This is a genomic window from Acididesulfobacillus acetoxydans, from assembly GCF_902729405.1.
GTDB lineage: Bacteria > Bacillota > Desulfitobacteriia > Desulfitobacteriales > Desulfitobacteriaceae > Acididesulfobacillus > Acididesulfobacillus acetoxydans.
In genome coordinates this window covers 661724-685829 of the sequence record NZ_LR746496.1, presented here as the reverse complement: position 1 = coordinate 685829, position 24106 = coordinate 661724, and the positions used below count along the sequence as shown (strand labels likewise).

Here is a 24106-nt window from a genome sequence, read left to right as displayed (position 1 = left end):
TTCCAATATCGCTTTTGGTCAAGCCCTCGACCGATTAGTACCCGTCAGCTTCACACCTCACGGCGCTTCCACATCGGGCCTATCAACCTGTTCATCTTTCAGGGGTCTTACCGAGCTTACGCTCGTGGGAAATCTCATCTTGAGGTCGGTTTCGCGCTTAGATGCTTTCAGCGCTTATCCGCTCCGGATATAGCTACCCAGCGGTGCCTCTGGCGAGACAACTGGTACACCAGGGATCCGTCCATCCCGGTCCTCTCGTACTAGGGACAGATCCTCTCAAATTTCCTGCGCCTGCGACGGATAGGGACCGAACTGTCTCACGACGTTCTGAACCCAGCTCACGTACCGCTTTAATGGGCGAACAGCCCAACCCTTGGGACCTACTACAGCCCCAGGATGCGATGAGCCGACATCGAGGTGCCAAACCTCCCCGTCGATATGGACTCTTGGGGGAGATAAGCCTGTTATCCCCAGGGTAGCTTTTATCCGTTGAGCGATGGCCCTTCCACTCGGAACCACCGGATCACTAAGCCCGACTTTCGTCCCTGCTCCACTTGTTTGTGTCGCAGTCAAGCTCCCTTCTGCCTTTACACTCTTCGCGCGATTTCCATCCGCGCTGAGGGAACCTTTGGGCGCCTCCGTTACACTTTGGGAGGCGACCGCCCCAGTCAAACTGCCCACCTGACACGGTCCTCATCCCCGCTTCAGGGGACTAAGTTAGAATTTCAGTACAAAAAGAGTGGTATCCCACCGGCGACTCCACCAAGGCTGGCGCCCTGGCTTCTTAGTCTCCCACCTATCCTGTACATTCTCTACCAAAATCCAATGTCAAGCTGCAGTAAAGCTCCATGGGGTCTTTCTGTCCTGTCGCAGGTAACCCGCATCTTCACGGGTATTACAATTTCGCCGAGTCCCTCGTTGAGACAGTGTCCAGATCGTTACGCCTTTCGTGCGGGTCAGAACTTACCTGACAAGGAATTTCGCTACCTTAGGACCGTTATAGTTACGGCCGCCGTTTACTGGGGCTTCAATTCAAAGCTTCGGGTCTCCCCTAACCTCTCCTCTTAACCTTCCAGCACCGGGCAGGCGTCAGCCCCTATACTTCTCCTTGCGGATTTGCAGGGACCTGTGTTTTTGTTAAACAGTCGCCTGGACCAATTCTCTGCGACTCCTATTCCTAGGAGTACCCCTTCTCCCGAAGTTACGGGGTCATTTTGCCGAGTTCCTTAACGAGGGTTTTCTCGCGCGCCTTAGGATTCTCTCCTTATCCACCTGTGTCGGTTTACGGTACGGGCACCGATTCGCTCACTAGAGGCTTTTCTTGACAGCCTGAACTCAGTCCCTTCGCTACTTGTTTTCGCTCCCCATCACCCCTCAGAATCTCGCAGGGCGGATTTGCCTGCCCTGCTTCCTCGAGGCTTGGACGTGCTCAACCAACGGCACGCTGGACCTGTCCTTCTGTGTCACCCCATCGCTCAATCGCTTACCGGTGGTACTGGACTCTCAACCAGTTGTCCATCACCTACGCTTTTCAGCCTCGGCTTAGGTCCCGACTTACCCTGGGCGGACGAGCCTTCCCCAGGAAACCTTGGATTTTCGGCGGGAGGGATTCTCACCCTCCTTTTCGCATACTCATACCGGCATTCTCTCTTCCAAGCTCTCCACCCTTCCTTCCGGAAGAACTTCGCTGACCTTGGAATGCTCCCCTACCCCAGGAACGGAATTATTAAACCCTTAGCTTTGCGCTTATCCTGCTCGCTTCAGCCCCTGAAGAACATTTGGGAATTTTGCTCTTATTGAAACTTGCCTTCTTAGCAGATGCAAAATTCCTGATGTAGGGCTCTTTTTCGGGCCCTCTCTCTAAAGACTTAATAATTCCGTTCCTAGCCATAGCTTCGGTGATACGCTTGAGCCCCGTTACATTTTCGGCGCAGAACCACTCGACCAGTGAGCTATTACGCACTCTTTAAATGGTGGCTGCTTCTGAGCCAACATCCTGGTTGTCTGAGCAATTCCACATCCTTTTCCACTAAGCGTATACTTAGGGACCTTAGCTGATGGTCTGGGCTGTTTCCCTTTCGACTATGAAGCTTATCCCCCACAGTCTGACTCCCAATCTAAACCTAACGGCATTCGGAGTTTGATAAGGTTCGGTAACCGGGTAAGGCCCCTAGCCTATTCAGTGCTCTACCGCCGTCAGTCATCGATTGAGGCTAGCCCTAAAGCTATTTCGGGGAGAACCAGCTATCTCCGTGTTCGATTGGCATTTCACCCCTACCCACAGATCATCCCCTGCCTTTTCAACGACAGTGAGTTCGGGCCTTCAGTGGGTTTTACCCCACCTTCACCCTGTCCATGGGTAGATCACACGGTTTCGGGTCTACAGCATGGAACTATTCGCCCTCTTCAGACTCGCTTTCGCTCCGGCTCCGGCTTTTCGCCTTAACCTCGCTCCATACCGTAACTCGCCGGTTCATTCTACAAAAGGCACGCCATCACTCGTAGTTCGTGGTTCGATGCACGTCGTTCGATTCTTTGTATTCCTTTGCGGTCTTGACCTAAGATACGACTCCGTCGTATCTCGGTTTATCGCTTTTTAGAAACACATTCATCGAACCACGAATCTCGAACCACGAACCACAAGCTCTGACTGCTTGTAAGCGTACAGTTTCAGGTTCTTTTTCACTCCCCTCCCGGGGTGCTTTTCACCTTTCCCTCACGGTACTCGTTCGCTATCGGTCGCTAAGGAGTATTTAGCCTTGGGAGGTGGTCCTCCCAGCTTCCCACGGGGTTTCTCGTGTCCCGCGGTACTCAGGATACCCTCACAGCCTTCGCCCCTTTCACTTACAGGGGTGTTACCTTCTTTGCCCGGACTTTCCAGTCCTGTTCAATTAGAAGCTCCGGCCTAATAGAGGGTCCTACAACCCCGATCTCGATGTTCGATATTCGATATTCGATGTTCGTTTGCATGTGCATCTATTTGGTCTTTAGAAAACTTTTTCTTGCTTCCTCAGGCTTTCAAGATTTACTTGCACTCGAACCACGAACTTCGAACCACGAACATCGAGATCGGTTTGGGCTCTTCCCCGTTCGCTCGCCGCTACTGAGGGAATCGATAATTCTTTCTCTTCCTCCGGGTACTTAGATGTTTCAGTTCCCCGGGTTGTCCTCTTTAGCCTATGGATTCAGCTAAAGATAACCGGATATGACTCCGGCTGGGTTGCCCCATTCGGGTATCCACGGATCGAGGCCTGCTTACGGCTCCCCGTGGCATTTCGCTGTTAACCGCGCCCTTCTTCGACTCTTAGCGCCTAGGCATCCACCGTACGCCCTTAGTAGCTTGACCAAAAATCCGCCACTTAAGGTTCTTTTGAAACTTTCGTTTCTTCGGTTGAATCCTTTGACAGTATTGAAAAACTCTGTGCAGTTTTCAAAGAACAGCTTTTGAGGTTCCAAGCCGGACTCTGCCTACCGGGTACCTGTCTTCGATCTTCGAATAGAAATACCCGATATACGCGGTCGGTTCTGCCACCGAATGTCAGATTAGCCATCACCTTCCGGCCTCTGACCTCCGGCTTCCCGCTTCTGACATGGTCCCTCAAAACTAAACAACAAGCTGCGAACAGTTTGGACAAACCGATCGGGGTCAACCCACTTATCCGCTTTTGCCAATGCCGACCCCAATTTTGAGCTTGCGCTCATTGACCAACGAACTCATTTCTCCGGCCCGCGGCTTTAACCCCGCTGCAGGATACAACAGTCCGTTATCGACCTGAGGATGTTTTAATCAAATGTTCGCTTCTCTGTGACTGCTGCGGTTTTTTCAACCCCGCAGTTCACAGTCCGCTCAAACCCTGATTAAGTTCTCCTTAGAAAGGAGGTGATCCAGCCGCACCTTCCGATACGGCTACCTTGTTACGACTTCACCCCAATCATCGGCCCCACCTTCGACGGCTAGCCCCCTTGCGGGTTACCTCACCGGCTTCGGGTGTTGCAGACTTTCGTGGTGTGACGGGCGGTGTGTACAAGGCCCGGGAACGTATTCACCGCAGTATGCTGACCTGCGATTACTAGCGATTCCGACTTCATGCTCTCGAGTTGCAGAGAACAATCCGAACTGAGACCGGCTTTCTCGGATTCGCTTCACCTCGCGGCTTCGCTTCCGTCTGTACCGGCCATTGTAGCACGTGTGTAGCCCAAGACATAAGGGGCATGATGATTTGACGTCATCCCCACCTTCCTCCGGTTTGTCACCGGCAGTCTCTCTAGAGTGCTCAAGCTTTACCTGTTAGCAACTAAAGATAGGGGTTGCGCTCGTTGCGGGACTTAACCCAACATCTCACGACACGAGCTGACGACAACCATGCACCACCTGTCTCTGCGCTCCCCGAAGGGCACCCCTTAGTTTCCTAAGGGTTCGCAGGATGTCAAGCCTTGGTAAGGTTCTTCGCGTTGCGTCGAATTAAACCACATGCTCCACCGCTTGTGCGGGCCCCCGTCAATTCCTTTGAGTTTCAACCTTGCGGCCGTACTCCCCAGGCGGAGTGCTTATTGTGTTAACTGCGGCACAGAGGGGGTCGATACCCTCTACACCTAGCACTCATCGTTTACGGCGTGGACTACCAGGGTATCTAATCCTGTTTGCTCCCCACGCTTTCGCGCCTCAGCGTCAGTTACAGTCCAGAAAGCCGCCTTCGCCACTGGTGTTCCTCCACATATCTACGCATTTCACCGCTACACGTGGAATTCCGCTTTCCTCTCCTGTCCTCAAGACGCCCAGTTTCCGATGCAACCCTGGGGTTGAGCCCCAGTCTTTCACACCGGACTTAAGCATCCGCCTACGCGCCCTTTACGCCCAATAATTCCGGACAACGCTCGCCCCCTACGTATTACCGCGGCTGCTGGCACGTAGTTAGCCGGGGCTTCCTCCTTGGGTACCGTCACTCGCCTACATTATTTACATAGACGCCGTTCGTCCCCAAAGACAGTACTTTACAACCCGAAGGCCTTCGTCATACACGCGGCGTTGCTCCGTCAGACTTTCGTCCATTGCGGAAGATTCCCCACTGCTGCCTCCCGTAGGAGTCTGGGCCGTGTCTCAGTCCCAGTGTGGCCGTTCACCCTCTCAGGCCGGCTACTGATCGTCGCCTTGGTAGGCCGTTACCCCACCAACTAGCTAATCAGACGCGGGTCCATCCATAAACGGCAGCATCTTCAGAGGCCGCCTTTCCTTCCCCAGAGATGTCCCTCGGAAAGATTATCCGGTATTAGCCCCCGTTTCCAGGAGTTGTCCCGGCCTTATGGGTAGGTTACCCACGCGTTACTCACCCGTCCGCCACTAAGATATCCTAAAGTAAACTTCAAAATATCTCCGTTCGACTTGCATGTGTTAGGCACGCCGCCAGCGTTCGTCCTGAGCCAGGATCAAACTCTCCGTAAAACTTTTATCTTGACTTCCCCTGTGCCTTCAACCGCCCGGATTGCTCCGGCCGCCTTCCCTCACAGAAAAAGCAGATTCCCTCTTACGAAAGCTCCTTGGCTCTCTTATAAGATTCTCTTGACGAGTCTCATTGGCTGTCCTTGTTGTTTAGTTTTCAAAGACCGGTTCGCCTTACGGCTTCGCGTCGTTACCCGCGACGGAATTGAATTCTAGCACCTTCGACATCATTTGTCAACTACTATTTTCTTCCGCCTTTTTTTAGCCTGTCCGGCTCGAGTTCTCCTCGCGGCCGGAAGCTCTTGCCCCGCGACGCTTAATTATAATAGCATGCCGTCATCCCGGTGTCAACTGTTATTTTAGTTTTTTGTTCTCAACTTTATTCGTATCAACTTTATACGTAGATTTTTTCGAGTCCCCGCGTCACTGCGTGGATTTTTCCGAAGTCCCAGAATCCTTCTCAGGCCCCCAATCTTGCGCAAGAACCCCTGCCCGCGGACGTACACCCCCGCCATGGCAAAACAGCCTTAGGCTGCGCCCGCAGGCCGGTCCGCACCGCAGACTAACAGGAGATGCGTTTGACGGTTGGAGACTGGCAAATCAAATGAGCGGTGCAGTGTTATGGTGTAGGTGGTATGGTATGGTATGGTATGGTATGGTGTGGCTGTGATGTGGTGTTGGTATGGTGTGGCTGTGATGTGGTGTGGCTGTGATGTGTGTGGTATGGTGTGATGTACTTCGCCGTATCCATAGAACGTTCAGGGCGTTCACACTGCTGACGATTTCCGGAGCCAAAAAGGCCGTAAAAGGCCGTACCCAAAGGCTGCTTAAGAAAGGCTGCTTTAGCGCCGTGGGGTACGGCCCCGGGCTCTCAATAGAAAATTGTAAGCGGAAGATGTGCCGGCTTTCTGCCGTGCGCGAACCCCTTAGGATTTGCACCGGGCATTATAGCCTATTGGCAAACTCCATTCCTGCTTTCAGCGCTTGGCGGTTGAGTTCGGCCAGTTCCGGCTTCTTGCCCGCTAACTGCATGAGGGCGTCTTCCAATTCCTTATCCGACACGGAAGGGGTCAAGGCCTGCATAATTCCAAGCATGACAATGTTAGCCACCTTGGCGCTGCCCAAATCGTGCGCAAGGTCGTTGACCGGGGCTTTCACAATGCGAATATCATCACGGCCCGGAAGGTCGGCTACGATCGAGGAATTGACATAAAGTACTCCGCCCGGGACGATGGTGTGCAGAAATTTTTCGTAGGCGGCTTGATTCATGGTCAGGCAGACGGAAGGTTTGCCCACTGTCGGGCTGCCGATCTTCCTGTCAGAAATAATGACCGAGCAGTTGGCCGTTCCCCCGCGCATTTCCGGACCGTAAGCTGGGATCCAAGTTACTTGCTTTTTTGCCATCATCCCGGCTTGGGCTAAAACTTTGCCTACGAACAGGACTCCCTGCCCGCCGAATCCCGCCAGAACGTACTTCGTCGTTACAGGTTTCGCCGTCACGGGCTTCGCCGCCTCAGCGGTGTCCGTCCCCTGGGGCGCCATACCTCGCTGCTTAATACCTTGTTCCGTCATTCTTCGCCTCCCCCTTCCTCGGCCGGCACTTTAAGTTCTCCCAAAGCGAAATAAGGCTTCATCTTGGTCCTTACCCACTCCAGGGCTTCTACCGGGGTCACTCCCCAGTTGGTCGGACAAGTGGAAAGAATGCTGACAAATGAATAACCGAGCCCATCCAACTGCACCTGGAATGCCTTCTTCAGCGCCTTTTTCGCTTCCCGCACCGCCTGCGGATTGTCCACGGACACCGAGGCCACATAGGCCGCACCTCTGACTTGAGCCAGAAGTTTGGGCAAATCCAGCGGATAGCCCATGCTTTCATCCCGTCCATAAGGCGAAGTCGCGGTCTTCATTCCCAACAAGGTTGTGGGCGCCATTTGCCCTCCGGTCATCCCGTAAATCGCGTTATTTACGAAAATAGAGGTGAGCTTTTCCCCGCGGGCAGCCGCCGAAACCGTTTCAGCCAAACCGATGGAAGCCCCGTCCCCGTCCCCCTGGTAAGTGAAGACAACCCGATCGGGATGTGCCCTTTTGGCCCCTGTGGCTACGGCTACCGCCCGCCCATGGGCTGCTCCGATGATGTCACAGGCAAAATAGTTCTCACAAAATCCTGCACAGCCGACGGGAGCCACTCCGACAGTCTTCCCGATAATCTCCATTTCCTCCAGGATCTCACCGATCAGGCGGTGGATGATTCCGTGCGTACAACCCGGACAATAGTGAGTTACGCGGTCTGTCAGTCCCGCCGTCTTCGCAAAAACTGTCTTCACCTCTGAACACCCCCTTGCAGGATCTGTGTTTTGAAAGCCGCCACAATCTCTTCCGGTTCGGGGATCATGCCGCCTTGCCGCCCGTAAAAGCCAACCGGTGCCCGGCCGTTGACGGCAAGCCGCACATCCTGAACCATCTGGCCAGCGCTCAGCTCGATGCTCATCCAGCCCTTGATCTGGGGAACCCTCTTCTGCAAGCCTTCCACCGGGAAGGGCCAGAGGCTGATCGGCCGAAAAAGCCCCACTTTAACCCCTTCGGAGCGCAACATGTCAATAGCCGTTTCTGTAATCCTTGAACTCGTGCCGAAAGCCACGAAAGCGTACTCCGCGTCATCCAGGGACAGTTCGGCAAAACGCTGCTCCGCCGCCTGCATTTGTGCCATCTTTTTCCCCCAGCGCAGATTGTCCGCTTCCCCGGCTTCCGAAGAAAGATAATAACTGATCACGTTGTTCTTGGGACGCCCCTCACAGCCATCGGCAGCCCAAGTCTTGGCCGGTAATATTTTGGCCTTATACGTCCCCGGAAACTCGACCGGTTCCATCATCTGGCCGAGAATTCCGTCTACCGCCAAAATAACGGGATTGCGGTAGATGTCCGCCAAATCAAAAGCTTCTTTGGTCAAATCGATCATTTCCTGAACTGTCGCCGGCGCCAGCACGATTGGATGATAATCTCCATGTCCGCCACCTTTGGTCAGCTGAAAATAGTCCGCCTGAGTCGGTCCCAAGCCTCCCAGTCCCGGGCCTCCTCTCATAACATCGGCAATCACGCAGGGAATCTCCGCCGCGAAGAGGTAAGAGAGCCCTTCCTGCATCAGACTGAAACCCGGACTCGAGGTCCCGCTCATAACTCTGGCCCCGGCGGCCCCCGCCCCGTAAACCATATAAATGGCCGCCACTTCACTTTCCGCCTGCAAATAGGTCCCGCCGGCCTTTTTCATCTTCTTGGCCATATATTCCGGGATCTCTGTGGAGGGAGTGATCGGATAGCCGCAGAACAAACGGCATCCGGCTTGGATCGCCGCTTCCGCGATTGCCTCATTGCCTTTCATCAGGATTGCCATAATCTCACTCTCCCTTCTCAGCCCGGTAAACCTCTAACGCCAGATCCGGGCACATCAAAGCACAAAATGCACAACCGATACATTTGTCCTCATCCTGCATGATCACTGCATAGTAACCTTTACTGTTCGCGGTTTCGCCGATTTCCAGGACCTTCTTGGGGCAAACACTGACACAGAGCCCGCAGCCCTTGCAGCGTTCTGTTTTGATTTCGACGTGATTGTTCGCCATTTTCCCTTCTCCCTTTCACACGCTTTCTCACGGACCCATCTCCAAAGCCGGCTGCCGGCCGCCGCAGCATTCTCTCGCTGATCTATTCTGACGGCTTTTCTTGGCACCGTTACACCGGTTCACTGCCGGACGGTTCGCCTATTCCGGCTTTAACCCTTTCCAGCCCAGCTTCAGATAACGCTTCACCGGAATCCACTCGGGCTGCCAAACTAAACCCAAAGCCTCTGCCCACTCCGGATTTACCCCGCATCCCACAAGCGGAATACGGCTCTTACTGACCAGGTCGGCCATGACTTCTCCGGATTTTTCCCAATCTGCCAAGGTTGTCCACTCTTGCAGGTTGGAGTTGTTAATCCAGCCCTGCACGTTGAGGCGCGAGCGATTCTCCATCACCAGGCGCAATTCTTCGATTTCGGCCACCGTCATACTAAAGGGCCGAAAGATATTGACGACCTGAAGAACGCCGACATCACGGCCTTGCAACAGATCGTGATAGCGGCCCACGATGGTGGCGCCGTTTTCATTGCCGCCGACATCGAGCAGAACGTCCGTCGACCTGTCTCTGAGAACCCCGGCGATTTGTGCCGGGAGGGACGGGTTCTCGGCAAAGGCCAAATCCCCCTCAGGTCGTATTACTTTGACCCCTTCCTCCAGCAACGGTCCGGATATTTCCCGTGAACGAAAATAAGGGTTCACCAAATCAAGATCCACCAAAGCCACGCTTTGGCCGGTTTGAGCCCGTTGCAACGAAAGATTGATGGCTATCTGGGTTTTGCCGGCCCCATATCCACCCATTATGACAAGAACCCGCCTTCCAAGCAAGCCCTCTTTGTCAACGGCCCGGATCTTCATACCCCTGCCTCCGTTTTAGCGTGCACACTGCAAATTGTCCCGGCTAACCCGGCTTAGGGCCGCCATGGCCAAAGACATCAATTTACTCCGGGGAGGATCGTTGCGGGAAGTCAAAACAATGGGCACCTGAGCCCCTAATACGATGCCGGCCATCGTCGCACCTCCGAAGTAAACCATGGACTTGCCAAGAACATTCCCCACCTCAATGGAAGGCACCACGAAGAGGTCCGCCTCCCCTTTGATCTCACTGGGCAAGCCCTTGTGCTTCAATGCAGCCGCACTGACCGCACAATCCAAAGCCAACGGGCCTTCCACGATGGCCCCGGCAAATTCCCCGGCCCGGTTCATCTCTGCCAAGGCCTTGGCATCCATGGTCGCCGGCATTTTCGGGCTGGGCATCTCATTCGCCGTTAAAACTGCCACCTTGATTTCTTCCATGCCGATAGTGTGCAGATAATCCACCGCACCGGTCAGGATCTCCTTTTTCTGGCCTAGATCCGGGGCAATATTCATCCCCCCGTCCGTTACGAACAACAAACGCAAATAACCGGGGACTTCAAACACCGCCAAGTGGGAAAGCAGCCTGCCCGTACGCAAACCGCGTTCTGACCGCAGCACAGCCCGCAGAAAATCCGAGCTGTTGACGAGGCCCTTCATCAGGAGTTCGGCTTTATGGTCCGCCACGGCATCCACCGCCGCATGGGCCGCTCTCAACGGTTCCGCCTCGTCCACGACTTCGACGTGCCGGAGATCCAATTCAATCGCGGCGGCGATTTCCCTGATGCGCCTGGCATCTCCTACCAGGACGGGCTGGATCAAATCCTCATGAAAAGCCAATTTCACTGCTTCGAGCACTTCCCGGTCCGCTGCGGCAGCCACTGCCACTCTCGCCCTGCCCAAGCTTTTTGCCTTCGCCAGCAAAGCTCCAAAATTAGAAAATCGCATTTTTAAACACTCCAACCCTCCAAGATGCAGACGGTTAAGCCCGGTAAACCAAAGCCTCTTCCTCTTTTCTCAATACCCTTAAGGCCCCCAAAACGAGAGATTCCATCTCTTCTTCACCCGGAATGATCTCGACCGGCGCCAGGAAAGAAACCCTGCGGCAGATTTCACCGGTGATAAACTCGGAGTGAGCCAGACCTCCGGTCAAAATGATCCTGTCAACTTCACCCAAAAGTACCGTGGTCATCGCCCCGATTTCTTTGGCTGCTTGATAAGCCAACGCCTCCAACACCAATTTTGCCCGGGCATCACCCTCCTGCATGCGCCTTTCGGCTTCGCGGGCATCCTTCGTGCCCAAATAGGCGTAGAGGCCGCCTTCCTTGAGGATCTTCTTCAGCATTTCCGTTTCGGAATACCGGCCCGAATAACAAAGTTTGACTAAAAGGGCGGCCGGCAAAGTGCCGCAGCGTTCCACGGAAAACGGCCCTTCCATATTGGCGTTGTTGACGTCAATCATTAAACCCCGGCGGTGAGGTGTCACTGAAATGCCGCTGCCCAGATGGGCAACCACCAAATTCACTTCGTGATACGCTTTCCCCAGCTGCCGGGCAACCTTTCTCGCCACAGCCTTCATGTTCAGCGCGTGCCCCTGGCTGAGGCGCGGAAGTTCAGGCAGCCCCGACAGACGTGCCACCGCCTCCATCTCGTCGACGGCCACCGGGTCTACGATGTAGGCGGGAGCCTTGATCCGCTGCCCCAGATGAAAGGCGATGATGGCGCCGAGATTCGAGGCATGTTCCCCGCCGGGCGCATTTTGGCATTGGGCAGCCAAATACTCATCGACGAGATAAGTGCCGCCGGGGAGCGGTTTCAACAAGCCACCCCGCCCCACGATCGCGGCAAACACTTCTAACTTTTGTCCTTTCTCCCGCAGTACCTCCTGGATCTTCTCAATCCGGTAGGAGGATTGATCGCTAATCCGGGCAAAAGGCTGTAACTCTTGCGCGGAATGCTCAATGACCTCTTTCCAGAGGCAGAGCTCGTCCTGATAGGCTGCTATTTTTGTAGAGGTCGAGCCCGGATTTACCGCCAAAATAAGAATTGACTTCGCCCCCTCCCCTTCGAACTTGCTTGAGACTGGCCGGCGGGCTGGCAGCGGAATCGGGTTATATCTTGTCTGAGGACCCCCATTTCTTCCGCCTATGCCCAAGCCGCTCCGGCCATCATCCGCTCCGCAGAGGTTAACGCGTATATTTTTGCTGAATGCGGCCTGTTGTCTCAATCTTTCTGTCGAGCATCACATCGGCTGCCTGCGCGGTGGAAATGTTCTCTTTCTTGGCCACGGCAAAGATACGCAGCAGGATATCATAAATCAGACTGGCATTCTTGAAAGCCCGTTCTTTGTTATATCCCTGCAGTTCATCGGCCACTTGAATCAAACCGCCCGCGTTGGCAACATAGTCGGGGGCATAGAGAATTCCTTTCTCCTTCAAAAGGTCGCCGTGCCGGAGCTCTTTCAACTGATTATTGGCCGCTCCGCAAATGGCTTTGCATTTGAATTGAGAAATGGTCTCATCGTTAATAATAGCACCCAAAGCATTCGGTGAGAAGATATCGCACTCGACCCCGAAGATTTCATCGGGTTTAACGGCTGTGATGCCCGGATACTCCTCTTTGGCCCGGCGCAGGTTATTGTCCTCAATATCCGTCACCACAAGTTTGGCGCCGTCCTGATAAAGGCGGCCGACGAGGTCGTAGCCCACTTTGCCCAGTCCCTGAACAGCAATGGTCAGCCCGCTCAGCGAATCTGAACCAAAAGCTTCCAGGGCTGTGGCTTTCATGCCGCGATAGACACCATAGGCGGTGATGATAGCCGAATTGCCGCTGCCGCCATATTCTTCCGGCAGTCCGACCACGTACTTCGTCTGCTTGCCGGCGGAGACAAAATCCATCCCCACCGTTCCGACATCCGTACCGGTATAATAACGGCCTTTGAGGGTCTCGACAAAGGTCCCCAGAGCCTGGAACAACTCATCCGATTTTTCGCTCTTGGGGTCGCCGATAATGACGGTTTTTCCGCCCCCATGGACGGCGCCCGAAACGGCACATTTATAAGTCATGCCCCGGGACAGGCGCAGAGCGTCTGTCAGCGCATCCTGCTCTGTCTCGTAGTTCCACATCCGGCAGCCGCCCAAGGCCGGTCCCAAAGTCGTGTCATGGATGGCGATGATGGCTTTGAGCCCGGTCGCTTTGTCATAATTGAAAATCACCTGCTCATGTCCGTATTGAGCCATTTGGTCAAAGATACTTTTGAAAGCTGTTTCCTTTTCAGACATTTCCATCTTCCTCCCGTATTTTTACATTTCCTCTTTGTCCCTTGGGACAGCTATATCATCAGGCTCGTTGCAAGATCTGTGCCAGCGCAATCTCTCCGAAAAGGTCCGCTAAAAGTGCGCAAGAGCTTATATTTTCACAAGTTTTGGAAAGGAACCTGCGCAACCGTCCGGGCGTCTGCGCAGAAAAGTTGGCAGTCTCTGCGCGGTGATAACTTTCCTGCGCACCCGGGAAAGACCAGGGGAGTATGGGGCAGGAGTCAAATTCATCGATGTTCGGCTTTAGCTGAACGAGTTCACTTGGAGTACACGCAATCCCCCAGTGGAATACACGCAATCCGCTTGGGGTACACGTAATCCGCTATTTGCCCACTTCCTGCGGTCTCACATTCTCCAGCGTATCTCTCTTGCCCATCCTATAGCTGACATAGAGCAGCAAAAACCAGACCGGAGCCACATACAGAGCAATACGCGTCGCGGGCATGAAGGCCATGACCACAACGATAAAAACCATAAAAGCTAAAGCGATATAGGAGATGAAGGGCCAAAGCGGCAGCTTGAACTCTATCTTTTCTCCGCCGGCAATCTTCGTTTTGCGGAATTTCAATTGGGTCAGCAGAACAATCGTCCAAACCGTCAGCATGGCGACCGTAGCCACGGCAGACACGTAAGCAAAAACGCTGGCCGGAATGATATAGTTCAGAAAGACGCCGATCAGCAGGGCAGCCGCGGAAAATATGATCCCATTGGCCGGAGTGCCCGATTTGCTGACCTTCGCAAACACCTTGGGCCCATTGCCTTGGAGCGCCAGGTTATAAAGCATCCTCCCCGTACTGAACAGTCCGGAGTTGAAAGCGGAAAGGGAAGCTGTGATCACGACAAAGTTGATGATAGACGCGGCCGCCGGAATACCGACTTTGGCAAACACCAGAACAAATGGGCTTCCTTTGCTGCCGATTTCGTTCCAGGGATAAATCGCCATCATGACACCGATAGCACCGACATAGAAAACCAGAATACGCCAGATAACACTGTTTACCGCTTTAGGAATGGTCTTGCTCGGGTTTTTGGCCTCCCCGGCCGTAATACCGATCAACTCGACTCCTCCGAAGGAGAACATCACCATGACGAACGCGAGTGCAAATCCTTTGAGCCCGTTCGGCATGAACCCGCCGTGAATCCACATGTTAGCAAGGCCAAGCGCATGCCCTCCGTTGCCAAGCCCGAAAAAGATGATCAATCCGCCGACCACGATCAACCCCAAAATCGTGACGACTTTAATCATTGCGAACCAAAACTCAAATTCTCCGTACGACTTGACATTAATTAAGTTCACGAGCGTCATAATCAAGAGGGCCGCAAGCGCGGAAATCCATTGGGGAACCGAGGGAAACCAATATTGTATATAGATACCGAAAGCACTGATCTCCGCCATGCCGACAACGATCCAGAGAAACCAATAGGTCCACCCGGTGAAAAACCCGGCAAAACGGCCCAAGTAGCGATTGGCGTACGAGCTGAAAGAGCCCGATACCGGCTCAGCCACTGCCATTTCACCTAAAGCGCGCATGATAATGAAAATGATAATCCCGCCCAACAAATAAGACAGCATCACAGCCGGCCCCGTCAGTTGAATCGTCGTGGCCGAACCGTAGAACAAACCGACACCGATGGCGCCACCCAACGCAATCATCTGAATGTGCCGGTCGCTCAATCCTCTCCTCAATTGTTCCTGTTCTTGAACATCTTGGCCCATACCTTACCCCTCTTTCAAATACATTTGCTAGTGCGTTCATAGCGAGAATTGTCAATAATTCATTGCAATATGCGTACCAGGCATCCCTCCGTAAGAAAAGGTCGAATCCGCCGACAATTTAGCATTTTATTACGTTAAAATGCCAAGGTTACTTAGCAAAGTGATAAATAACCTTGGCACTATGATAAGATATATTGCCACTTTCGTCATTTCTCAGACTCAGTCTTCGTCGTTTTCCAGGACAATCCCGTAGGCGTTGATCTTGTTGAGGACTGTCGTGCTGGAAACCCCTAAGACCCGGCCGGCTTTCCGGGAGGAAGGATGTTTAGCCAGTACGCTTATAAGAACCTGTTTTTCCACTTCGTTGACAATTGTCTTCAGGGGAGGCCATTTGGCCGTAAACGGAATCATCACATGGAGGACGCGAACTCCGGCGCCGGAGCTAATATTTTCGTCTTTGACCCGGACAGGCAGTCCCCGCGCTTGGCCGGTGGCGTCGGTGGCGCCTTTTTCTGCCAAACCTACGGCCTCAACAGTGCGCAAGCCTCTTGCTTCCATACCTCCCGTCAAGACCGGCGGGGTGTTAGGACTCCTTGTCTCAATACTCTCGATCACGGCCGATGCGACCCGCGATTGTTGAAACCCCGCCGCTTCTGCCTCCGTACCTGAGCGGCGCGCAATGGCCTCGCGCATCTCATCCCTGATTTCGGCTTCAATTTCGCCTTCGGGCCCGCGCCCGGTCCCGCTTTCGCTTCGCAGCCCCCGCTCCTCTCCCGCACCTTGCCTCTCCCTGCCGGCGGGACGCGGTAAGTTCATCCAGCTGTAAAAATCCTCCGCCTTGATTCCCTCTATCTCCATGATATTAATCATGCGCTCCAAGACGTTTTCCAGCTGCCGGACATTGCCGGGCCAATCCTGTTTCATCAAAAATTCCATAGTCTCTTTGGTCAGGCAAAATTCCGGCCGCTCAAGCCTCAGAGATATCTTGCGAATCAAATGTTGGGCGATGAACGGAATGTCCTCCCGGCGTTCACGCAGGGGCAAAATTCTCAGGGGGAAAACATTCAAGCGGTAATAAAGATCTTCTCTGAACTCCCCCGCACGAATCATATCCTCCAAGTTTCTGTGGGTAGCGGCTATAATGCGGACATCGACCGGGACTTCCCTGGAGCCGCCCACCCTGCGGACGGTATTTTCCTGCAAGACCCGCAAGAGCCTCACTTGAACAGGGGCAGACACCTCTCCGATTTCATCCAGAAATAATGTTCCCCCATGGGCCTGCTCGAAAAGGCCTTTCTTCCCGCCCCGGATCGCTCCGGTGAAAGCCCCCTCTTCATAGCCGAAGAGCTCGCTCTCCAAAAGAGAATCCGGCAAGGCTCCGCAGTTAATGGCGATGAACGGGCCCGAGGCCCGGTTGCTCTCCATATGAATAGCCCGCGCGAATAACTCTTTTCCGGTCCCGCTTTCACCACGCAGCAAGATCGTCGAATTTCCTTTGGCCACCGCCTTGGCGGTTTCCACCAGACGGCTCATGGCTGGGCCTTGGTAGACGATATCCTCAAAGGTCGTTAAGCGTTTCTTGGCGCCGACTTTGGAAACGATCTCCTCAATCTGGCTAAAGTCTGTGATCGTGGCCACCCCGCCGATGATCTGACCTCGGGCATTGAAAATGGGCAAACCGCTGGTCAGGAAGTGGATGCTGCGGTGGTCCTTTTGCATCTTTACTTCTTTCAGGCTGTAGGGCTGTCCCGTCTTGAGCGTGTGCAAGATAGGCGCCTTGGCTTGAAAAACCTGATCGATATCCTTACCGATCACTTCTTCCTTCGAGCAAAAGAAAGTGCGACAAGCCACCTCATTCAGGTGAGTAATGACCCCTTTGTTATTGACCGCGATGATACCTTCACTGACCGAATTCAAAATCGTGCTCAGCTCATATTCCCTCTGTTCACACAGAAGGTAATCTTTCAACTCCAGGGCTTTGACTCCCTCGATGGTTATCAATTCATTCATTAACGCCTGCAGATACTCGCGCACCGTTTGGCATTTAATCAGCATGCGCTCGTTGGACGTGGCCTCCATCCCCACCAGATTGATCTTCCGGTTCTTGAAAACCTCAAAAATCTCGTAGGCCAAACCCAGGCGATCGACGAAATCGATTTGAATCACGTAGTCTTGAACGCGTATTTCCATTTAACTCACCTCACCCATGTGCGGACCGGCGCCCGACTTTTTCATGGCCCCCAGCCAAACCCCCGGGGCATGCCGTCTCGATCTTAAAAAGTATCTACCTAAATATTGCCCCGAAACACCAAAACCATCACGGTAATCCCCCGGGATCTCGTCAAAGTTATCTTTGCCAGCTGTAGCTGCCAGCAAAGCCCGACCTTCACGAGGACTGTTCACCCCCGAATAGCCAGGACTTAGACGTTTCGCCGGGTAATCCCCGTCTTGGGGAAGCGTCGATTCCGGTTTTGGCCCCGAAACTTTTTTATATGGCCCAAAAACCCTGCCGAGAGCCATGAGCTCCAACGACAGGGTTTTTTAACTCTTCACTCCGGGACACCTCTCAACGAAGAACTCCCCTCACGGGCTCAGACGGTCCCCGGCTGCCCGGCACTCGGAAACGATCGCCTAAGGCCGGCGCCGAACGTATTACAAAGTCAACCTGACGAACTTGCGTTTACCGACTTGCAGGACATCTCCGGAATTAACGGAAACGATCGCCTGTGGATCGGTTACTCTTTCTTCGCGCAAGCGCACCCCACCCTGCTCAATCAATCTTCGCGCTTCTCCCCGGCTGGGGGCCAGACCTGAGCCCACCAAAAGGGTCACCAGTTCCAGCCGTCCGTCCGGACCCTTCAGGGCCCCCACCTCAATCACGGGCATTTCGTCGGGGGCTTCCTTCTGTTGGAACATCCTGATAAACTCCGCTTGTGCCCTTTCCGCCTCTTCTTCCCCGTGGTAAATACCGACGATCTCACGGGCCAGACGCATTTTTAAATCCCGGGGATGCACTGTCCCCTCACGCAAGCCTGCTTCCAGCCGCCGGATCTCCGCAACCGGAACTTTGGTTACCCGTTCGAAATAACGGATCATCAACTCATCCGGCAGGGACATCGTCTTGCCGAACATCTCACGCCCCGATTCGTAAACCCCGATGTAATTACCCAGGCTCTTACTCATTTTCTGAACCCCGTCCAAGCCCTCCAGGAGAGGCAGCGTCAAAGCAACCTGAGGTTCCTGACCCGCTTCCTTCTGCAGGGTGCGCCCCATAAGCAGGTTGAACGTTTGGTCCGTACCCCCCAGCTCGACATCGGCCCGCAAAGCGACCGAATCATATCCCTGCATCAGGGGATAAAAGAATTCATGCACACCGATGGGCATACCCGCCGCATAGCGTTTGGCAAAATCGTCCCTTTCCAGCATGCGCGCCACCGTCGTCGCGGCAGCCAATTTAATGACCTCCGCAAACGTCAGCTTGCCCAACCAGCTTGAATTAAACGTCATTCTCGTTTTCGCGGGATCGAGAATCTTGAAAACTTGCTCTTGATAAGTTTTAGCATTGCGCAATAACTCCTCCGGAGTCATCGGTTTGCGCGTTTCCGACTTTCCGGTGGGATCCCCGATCCGGCCGGTGAAATCCCCGATGACGATGACGGCCTGATGACCCAAATCCTGAAACTGCCTCAGTTTTTGCAAGGGTACCGTATGTCCCAGGTGCACATCCGGTGCGGTGGGATCCAGACCCAATTTGACGACCAAAGGTTTCCCCTCACTCAGGGAACGCTCCAGCTTGGCGGCCAATTCCGCTTCCGGAATAATCTCCGCCGCCCCGGTTTTCAGTATGCTCAATTGCTCCTCTACCGTTTTGCCGTACTCTTTTTTGTTTTCTGCCACGTTACCGCCCCTCACACCAGGTTCACTCTTTCCGAGACCGAACCTCCAGACTTTTGTCGCATTATATTCTATCATATCTTCTGATAGATTTTTATCATTTCCATTATACTTTCGCCCGGACAGCCGCGCAAATATCCCTTCCGGCAAAGGCCTCCTCTTCTGTAAGGGAACCCTGCCCCTTCAAGGGTAAGAGGATGTCACTTTAACTCCACGACCGTCACCCCGAAATCGCCCTCTCCATGCTGTCCCAGGCGAAAAGAGCGGACATGGGGATGGTTGCGCAGGAACTCCTGTACCCCCGCCCTAAGCGCGCCGGTCCCCTTGCCGTGGATCACATAGATCTGGCCAATCCCCGCGAGGATGGCGTCATCCAAGTATTTGTCCAGCTGATAAGTTGCCTCTTCCACCAACATTCCCCGCAAATCGACTTCACTGCGCACGTTCTCCGCCTTGTGTAAACCAAGACCGCCGGCTCCGCCTGTCCCCGTCTTCTTTTTCGGCTTGTCTTCGGGAACCGGGCGAAGTTCGGCCAGGGGAACACTCACTTTCATAATACCCGCTTGCAACAAAACTTCGCCATTTTCATCCGGAAGTTGCAAGATCTGTCCCTTTTGTCGCAGTTTCGTCATATAGAGAGTCTGTCCGGGCTTAAGCTCTTCCGCTTTCAAACCCACCCCTTGCGGCCGCATAGGCTCCTCCATCCGCTCCAGCCGGTCAGACAGGCGTCTTAACCTCTGCCTCGCTTTTTCGATCTCCTGCGCGTCTTTATGCTCCTGCTTAAGTGCGTTCTTCAACTCCGCTACGATCGCGGCCGCCTCTCTTTTCGCCTGGCGGATCACTTCAGTCGCCTCATCCCGGCTCCGAACCAGCAAAGCCCGCTGTTCTTCCGCCTGGCGCAGCCTGTCTTGCTCGAGCCGCCGCCGCTCTTCCCCGGCCAGGCGCAGTTCTTCGCGCACCCGCAGTCTTTCCCGTTCGATATCCCTCTGGCTGTCTTCGAGGTTTTCGATGAGGTCTGCCATTTGCAAATCACGCTCACTGAGAAAGGTCTTGGCCTTGGCCAGAACACTCTCTTTCAAGCCCAGGCGAGAAGCGATATTAAAAGCATTGCTTTTGCCGGGAATCCCGATCAGCAGCCGGTAAGTCGGGCGCAGAGTTGCTTCATCAAAATCCACCGAAGCGTTCTCCACTCTCTCCGTTCTATAGGCGAAACTCTTCAGGGCTCCGTAGTGGGTTGTCGCCACAACCCGCGCACCCCGTTCATGCAATTCCTCCAGAACCGCCATCGCCAAAGCCGCCCCCTCCGTGGGATCCGTTCCGGCCCCCACCTCGTCCAGAAGGACAAGGGATCGTCCATCGGCTTCATTAATAACTTCAACGATATTGCGCATGTGCCCCGAGAAAGTACTCAAAGACTGCTCTACACTCTGCTCATCCCCGATATCGACAAAGATCCGGCTGAACACCCCCAGGCGCGACCCGTCCTCAGCGGGAATGTGCAAGCCCGCCTGCCCCATCGCCACCAGGAGGCCGATCGTCTTCAGCGCCACGGTTTTTCCCCCGGTGTTGGGGCCGGTGATCACGAGACTGTCAAAAGAAATGCCCAGTTCGGCCGTTAAAGGCACGGCTCCCTCCCCCAGCAGAGGATGTCTGGCCTGGACCAATCTCACCTCCGCTCTGTCCAGCAGGAGCGGAGCCCCCGCATTCATCTCCCAACTGAGACGGGCTTTGGCTAAGACAAAGTCCAGGCGGATCAAGGACTCATACATGACCGTCAAAACGGCAGAACAGTTCCCGATGTCGCGCGAAAACTGCTGCAGAATGCGCAGGACCTCACGCTGCTCTTTGAGCACCGTCTCACGCAATTCGTTGCCCAAATGCACAACCGGCATCGGCTCGATGAATAAGGTCGCCCCGCTGCCGGACTGATCATGGACGATCCCGGCAAAAGCCGCGCGATATTCCTGTTTCACAGGGACGACATAACGCTCAGCCCGTTGGGTCACGATTGGATCCTGAAGCATCTTCTGGTAAGCGGGATTGCGCAAGAAGCTTTCCACGCTCTCCCGAATCTTCTGCTGCAACCTCAGTACGGATCTCCTCAGTTGCGCCAATTCAGGTGAGGCTCCGTCAACCACCGTACCTTCTTCACTGATGCAGCGGGTGATCTCATCTTCCAACCCTCTTTGCGGTTCAATCGGATAAACAATCTCGCGCAGGGATGAATAATCCCCTTTGTCCTCCAGCAGAAATTGCCGTACCCGGCGCGCGACCTTGAGGGTATCGCGGATTTGGAGCAGTTCTTCCGGATCCAGCACGGCACCCAAGCCGCAACGTTCCAGGAAAGGTTGAATGTCCTTGGCACCGCGCACGGAGAACTGCGGGTTTAGCCGAAGAAGCTCTTTGGCCTGATCGGTTTCCCTGAGAGCATCCCTCACGCTCTGTTTGTCAACGAAAGGGCAAAGCCCGGCAACTCTGTTTTCTGCCCCTTTGAGCAGGCAGAGACCCGCCAGGCGAATTCTTATGCGATCAAAATCCAATTTCTTGAGAGTTCGCTCCATAATCGTCATTGGCCTACTCCTCCACGCAGAACCCCTGAGCGCCGGCCATGGGCCGGCCGGCCCAAATTCCTCTCTAAGCTAAAGAATCCCGCGAAAAAAATGTCCTTTGGTAAACCCCTGCGGATAAAGCCCGGCCAAAGCTTGCAGGTTCTTTTCCACATCCTTGGCATCCTGTTTTTCCGGGTCGCCTTTTTCCCAGGCGGCACGAAACAGGCTGACGACTTGCCTCACCCGCTCCCGGTCCGAGCGCACGAGCTGCAGCCTGATCTTCTTGATACCCATAGCCGCGATTTGTCCCAACTCCCCGTAGAGGTTGAGGATCTTGACGTTAAACAAGTGCATCCGGCAGTCCCAATCCGTTTCCAGCGGAAAATCGTACTTGAGCCGGTCACGCAGGAAATAAGGCCCCTGACGGCACGGTCCGGTACAGGTTTCTCCTTTTTTGCCGCCCAAGGCGGCCCCGATAGGACAGTATTCGCTCACCATCATTTCCAGATCTCCGAAGACCAACATCTCTAAGTGAGATCCCCCGGCCAAGCGCCCGATTTGTTCATGGTGCAGTTCCGGTGACAAAGTAATGACCCGAACTTCTTCCCGCAAGAAATAATCTATCCCGGCTCCGTTGAAAACGTTGAGCGCATAGTCCGCTTCCAGCGGCCAATCCGGATCCAGAGTCTTCACCATCTCCAATTCCCCTAAGTTCGCCACCATCAGCACAGGCCGTATCTCCCAAAGCGCCGCCTGTTTCAGTATCTTTAACCAGTCGGCACTCTGCCCCTCATTAAGAATACGGGGCAGGCGCCAAACACTTTCTACCCCCAGTTTATGACAGCGTTCCACGGCCCGGCGGACTTCCTCCGGAGAAAAACCCTTTTGCGAACGCCACCTCTCGCCGCCGAGAAGAATCCGCCCAGCTCCGGCTTCTAAAGCCCCCTCCAGCCCCTCACTGTCGGCAACGGCAACGGAGACTAACCGAACCCCCGTTCCCGGCACCGCCCGCCTGCCGGCACGCAGCCTCTGCGTCCATTTTTCCACCCGTCTCAGATACGCATCGGGGGTCAGGCGGAGCGTCCCGCTCTCCTCCCCCGCCAAAAGCCCCGCCACCGCACTTCGTCTCAGCTCGTTAAGCTCACTTACCGGCAGAATCACATCCCCTTCCAAATCGACCTGCAGGGTCTCCAAGAAAAAAGGGGTTGTACCCAACCTTCCCAATTGCCGCCGCAGGTAATCCACCGTCAAAGGCCTTTGGCGAGCATTCTCGAGCAGGCCGCCGGAATGGACAACCAGACGGCGGCCCAGGCCGCTGGCTTCCAGTTCGAGCTTCACTCCCGCCTTCCCCCTCACCGTCAGGGTAAGGGGATATCTCCGTTCCTCTTTTCCTTCCTGAAAACTGCGCCGGGCCTTTTCCATCAGCACGGCATCATGGGTCTTAAATACCCGATCTCCCGGCGAGGATCTACCGTTGAACTCCAGCTCAACAACATCTCCCGCTTGGGCGCGTGACACGGAATGTCCGGCCACTCGCAGGCCGGTTACGCTTAACCCTTCGTGACCTTGCCCCGTCCAGATCTCGACTCCGTCCCCTTGATTGAGCTCGGATTCCAATTTGAGGAAAAGCCGGCCTTTCCCGCTGCTTTTGACCCGGCCCAAGCGGGTTCCGCGGTTATTGGGCCTCTTATAGCTCATGAGTTCGGCTCCCGGGTGGGACAAAAAATAGGCTTGAGTAAAATCACGGTTAAAGATCTGGGTCAGTTCCCGACGTTCCTCCGGCTCAAGCAGCCCTGAGTCCCCCGAACCTTCGACCCGCTCCGATTCGACCCGCTCCAAGCGGCGTAAAGCCCGGCGGTAAATGCGCGTCACCGTCGCCACGTATTCCGGCCGTTTCATTCGGCCCTCGATTTTGAGGGAGTCCACCCCGATTGTCCGCAGCTGCCCGAGTTCCTCCGCCAGGTTCAGGTCGCGCGGACTGAGAAGATGGTCCCCGAGATTGGCTCCCGCCAGGACATCTTGCCCGGCCCGGTCCACCAGCGTATAGCTTAAACGGCAGGGCTGAGCACAGGTACCCCGATTCCCGCTGCGCCCGCCGATAAAGCTGGACATAAGGCATTGCCCGGAATAACAAATACAGAGGGCGCCGTGGACGAAAACCTCGATCGCCAAAGGGGTAGCGGCGCAGATTTCCGCCATCTCCCGGGCCGACAATTCCCGCGCCAAGACCGCCCGGGCAAAACCCATGGATTCCAAACGACGCACCCCCCAATGGGTATTGACCGTCATTTGGGTGCTGGCATGAATCTCCATCTCCGGCATGATATGACGCATGAGCCAGGCCACTCCGGGATCCTGGAGAATCACGGCATCCGCACCGATGCTGTAAAGCGCGTAGAGATATTCTATGAGCTCAGGAAATTCCCGGTCCGCAACCAGAATGTTGACCGTCACGTAGACCTTCACTCTGCGCTCATGGGCGTATTGCACTGCGGACCTTAACTCCTCCGGGCCGAAGTTTGCCGCTCCGGCCCTGGCATTAAAGCTCTTCCCGCCAAGATAAACCGCGTCGGCTCCGTTTTCGACCGCTGCTTTAAAAGCCTCCCAACTCCCTGCCGGAGCCAGGAGTTCCAGGTGCCCGCCCCCGGCCTCCGGTGCGAAAGCTGTCGTTTCAATCCGTTTGTCCGTCGGTCTATCCTTCGGTTTGTCCATTCATCCCAACCTTC

General features: G+C 54.7%; 13 protein-coding genes and 2 rRNA genes. All 15 read right to left on the bottom strand.

Annotated features, from left to right (window positions below):
- Positions 1-14: 14 nt before the first annotated feature.
- A 23S ribosomal RNA gene (locus tag MNU25_RS03015) occupies positions 15-3346 on the bottom strand.
- A gap of 527 nt (positions 3347-3873) precedes the next feature.
- A 16S ribosomal RNA gene (locus MNU25_RS03010) occupies positions 3874-5440 on the bottom strand.
- Together the 16S and 23S rRNA genes form the textbook arrangement of a ribosomal RNA operon.
- Before the next feature lie 942 nt (positions 5441-6382).
- The gene (locus MNU25_RS03005) at positions 6383-7009 is read right to left on the bottom strand and encodes a 2-oxoacid:acceptor oxidoreductase family protein (RefSeq protein ID WP_240983720.1); all 627 of its coding nucleotides are present in this window, start codon (positions 7007-7009) and stop codon (positions 6383-6385) included.
- Complete coding sequence (locus MNU25_RS03000; protein WP_240983719.1) at positions 7006-7761, bottom strand: thiamine pyrophosphate-dependent enzyme; 756 nt, start codon at positions 7759-7761, stop codon at positions 7006-7008. The genes MNU25_RS03005 and MNU25_RS03000 overlap by 4 nt, the downstream gene beginning before the upstream one ends.
- Positions 7758-8825 (bottom strand): 3-methyl-2-oxobutanoate dehydrogenase subunit VorB, encoded by a 1068-nt coding sequence (gene vorB, locus MNU25_RS02995; protein ID WP_240983718.1) that lies wholly within the window; start codon positions 8823-8825, stop codon positions 7758-7760. Before vorB ends, MNU25_RS03000 begins: the two co-directional genes overlap by 4 nt.
- Before the next feature lie 4 nt (positions 8826-8829).
- The gene (locus MNU25_RS02990; protein ID WP_240983717.1) at positions 8830-9054 is read right to left on the bottom strand and encodes a 4Fe-4S dicluster domain-containing protein; all 225 of its coding nucleotides are present in this window, start codon (positions 9052-9054) and stop codon (positions 8830-8832) included.
- A gap of 138 nt (positions 9055-9192) precedes the next feature.
- Positions 9193-9906, bottom strand: a complete 714-nt coding sequence (locus tag MNU25_RS02985) for a CpaE/TadZ family protein (protein ID WP_240983716.1) — start codon at positions 9904-9906, stop codon at positions 9193-9195.
- A gap of 15 nt (positions 9907-9921) precedes the next feature.
- Positions 9922-10851, bottom strand: coding sequence for a bifunctional enoyl-CoA hydratase/phosphate acetyltransferase (locus MNU25_RS02980; RefSeq protein ID WP_240983715.1), 930 nt, complete (start codon positions 10849-10851; stop codon positions 9922-9924).
- Positions 10852-10885: 34 nt separating this feature from the next.
- Positions 10886-11950, bottom strand: a complete 1065-nt coding sequence (buk, locus tag MNU25_RS02975) for a butyrate kinase (protein ID WP_240986704.1) — start codon at positions 11948-11950, stop codon at positions 10886-10888.
- Between the two features lie 139 nt (positions 11951-12089).
- Positions 12090-13184 carry a Leu/Phe/Val dehydrogenase gene (locus MNU25_RS02970; RefSeq protein ID WP_240983714.1) on the bottom strand — a complete coding sequence of 365 codons (1095 nt, stop codon included), beginning with the start codon at positions 13182-13184 and terminating at the stop codon, positions 12090-12092.
- 358 nt (positions 13185-13542) lie between these two features.
- Complete coding sequence (locus MNU25_RS02965; protein WP_240983713.1) at positions 13543-14937, bottom strand: amino acid permease; 1395 nt, start codon at positions 14935-14937, stop codon at positions 13543-13545.
- Positions 14938-15156: 219 nt separating this feature from the next.
- Positions 15157-17121 (bottom strand): sigma 54-interacting transcriptional regulator, encoded by a 1965-nt coding sequence (locus tag MNU25_RS02960; RefSeq protein ID WP_240986703.1) that lies wholly within the window; start codon positions 17119-17121, stop codon positions 15157-15159.
- 468 nt (positions 17122-17589) lie between these two features.
- Entirely contained in the window at positions 17590-18834 is a 1245-nt protein-coding gene (gene tyrS / locus MNU25_RS02955) for a tyrosine--tRNA ligase (RefSeq protein WP_240983712.1), read from the bottom strand.
- 197 nt (positions 18835-19031) lie between these two features.
- A complete protein-coding gene (locus MNU25_RS02950; protein WP_240983711.1) occupies positions 19032-21401 on the bottom strand; it encodes an endonuclease MutS2 in 2370 nt (789 codons plus the stop codon).
- 69 nt (positions 21402-21470) lie between these two features.
- On the bottom strand, positions 21471-24092 hold the full coding sequence (locus tag MNU25_RS02945) for a U32 family peptidase (RefSeq protein WP_240983710.1): 2622 nt from the start codon (positions 24090-24092) through the stop codon (positions 21471-21473).
- Positions 24093-24106 lie beyond the last annotated feature (14 nt).

Coding starts and splice junctions, on each gene's coding strand:
- MNU25_RS03005 (WP_240983720.1), bottom strand. CDS start 7,009: ATGACGGAACAAGGTATTAAGCAGCGAGGTATGGCGCCCCAGGGGACG.
- MNU25_RS02965 (WP_240983713.1), bottom strand. CDS start 14,937: ATGGGCCAAGATGTTCAAGAACAGGAACAATTGAGGAGAGGATTGAGC.
- vorB (WP_240983718.1), bottom strand. CDS start 8,825: ATGGCAATCCTGATGAAAGGCAATGAGGCAATCGCGGAAGCGGCGATC.
- MNU25_RS02980 (WP_240983715.1), bottom strand. CDS start 10,851: ATGCGATTTTCTAATTTTGGAGCTTTGCTGGCGAAGGCAAAAAGCTTG.
- MNU25_RS02985 (WP_240983716.1), bottom strand. CDS start 9,906: ATGAAGATCCGGGCCGTTGACAAAGAGGGCTTGCTTGGAAGGCGGGTT.
- MNU25_RS02945 (WP_240983710.1), bottom strand. CDS start 24,092: ATGGACAAACCGAAGGATAGACCGACGGACAAACGGATTGAAACGACA.
- MNU25_RS02950 (WP_240983711.1), bottom strand. CDS start 21,401: ATGACGATTATGGAGCGAACTCTCAAGAAATTGGATTTTGATCGCATA.
- MNU25_RS02990 (WP_240983717.1), bottom strand. CDS start 9,054: ATGGCGAACAATCACGTCGAAATCAAAACAGAACGCTGCAAGGGCTGC.
- MNU25_RS02970 (WP_240983714.1), bottom strand. CDS start 13,184: ATGTCTGAAAAGGAAACAGCTTTCAAAAGTATCTTTGACCAAATGGCT.